General features: G+C 81.7%; 1 protein-coding gene. It reads left to right on the top strand.

The annotated features are described in order from the left end of the window. Positions 1–1,135 (top strand): cell division protein PerM (locus FOE67_RS26440; protein WP_228474329.1); only part of this gene is annotated, 1,135 nt, incomplete at both ends.

Below are 1,135 nucleotides of genomic sequence, written 5' to 3'. Positions count from 1 at the left end.
CCCGGGGGAGGCACCGTCCCCCGCCGCACTCCTCCCCGACCTTCCGGCCCGGGCCCGTCGGGGCGCCGGCGCGTTCCTCGACGGGGCGGGCGCGGCGGCCCGGGGCATCGGCGTTCCCGCCCTGATCGTGCTGGCCCTGTGGACCACCTCGCCCCACCCCGACGCCGGTGCGGCGGCGGCCCTGCGGGTCGCGATCACCCTGTGGCTGCTGGCCCACGGCACCCCGCTGGAACGCGTCGCCACCCTCGACGGCGTCCCCGCGCCCCTGGCGCTCACCCCCCTGCTGCTCACCGCCGTCCCGGTGTGGCTGCTGTGGCGGGCCGCGCGTGACGCCCTGCCGGCCGGCCGCCCGATGCCGGAGGCGGCCGCCGCGGCCGTTCGGGTGAGCCTGGGCTACGCGGCGGCCGGGGTGCCGGCGATCCTGTTCGCCGCGTCGGGCCCGCTGCGGGCGGCCCCGGGCCGGGCCCTGCTCCACCTCCTCCTCCTCGCCCTGCTCGTCACCCTGGTCGCCGCGCTGCGCTCGGCGGAGCCACCCGCCCCCACCGGCCGGCTCGCCGCCCTGCTGCGTCCCGCCGACCACGGCGCCCTCCGCGCCGCCTGCGCCGGCGCCGCCGCGATCCTCGGGGCGGGCGCCCTGCTCGGCCTCGTCGCGCTGATCGGGGAGGCCGACACCGCCCGGACGGACTTCGGCCTGCTCGCCCGGGACTGGTCCGGCCGCGTCGCGCTGGGGCTGCTCGTCCTGGCCCTGCTGCCCAACCTCGCGGTGTGGGCCGCCGCGCACGGGCTGGGTCCGGGGTTCGCCCTCGGCGGCGGCACCCTGGCGCTCGGCCCGCTGCCCGCCCTCGCGGCCGGACACACGGTCGGGCCGTTCACCGTTCCGGGGGCGGGGGACCCGCCGGTGCTGCCCGCCTTCCCGCTGTTGGCCGCGCTGCCCGGACCCGACCCGGTGGGACCGATGGGGCTCGCGGCGGCGGGGTGCGTGCCGCTGGTGGGCGGGGTGGCCGCCGGTGTGGCGCTGGGGCGTGCCGCGGTGCCGCGTCGCGGCGACCGCGGTACCGCCGCCGGCGCGGGGGACACCCTGCTCGCGGCCCTGGTCGCCGCGACCGTCTCGGGAGCGCTCCTGGCCCTCGCGGCC

It is taken from the genome of Streptomyces calidiresistens (assembly GCF_014141525.1).
Taxonomy (GTDB): domain Bacteria; phylum Actinomycetota; class Actinomycetes; order Streptomycetales; family Streptomycetaceae; genus Streptomyces; species Streptomyces calidiresistens.
The sequence above is the reverse complement of the archived record's forward strand: the minus strand, read 5'-3'. Positions and strand labels throughout refer to the sequence as shown.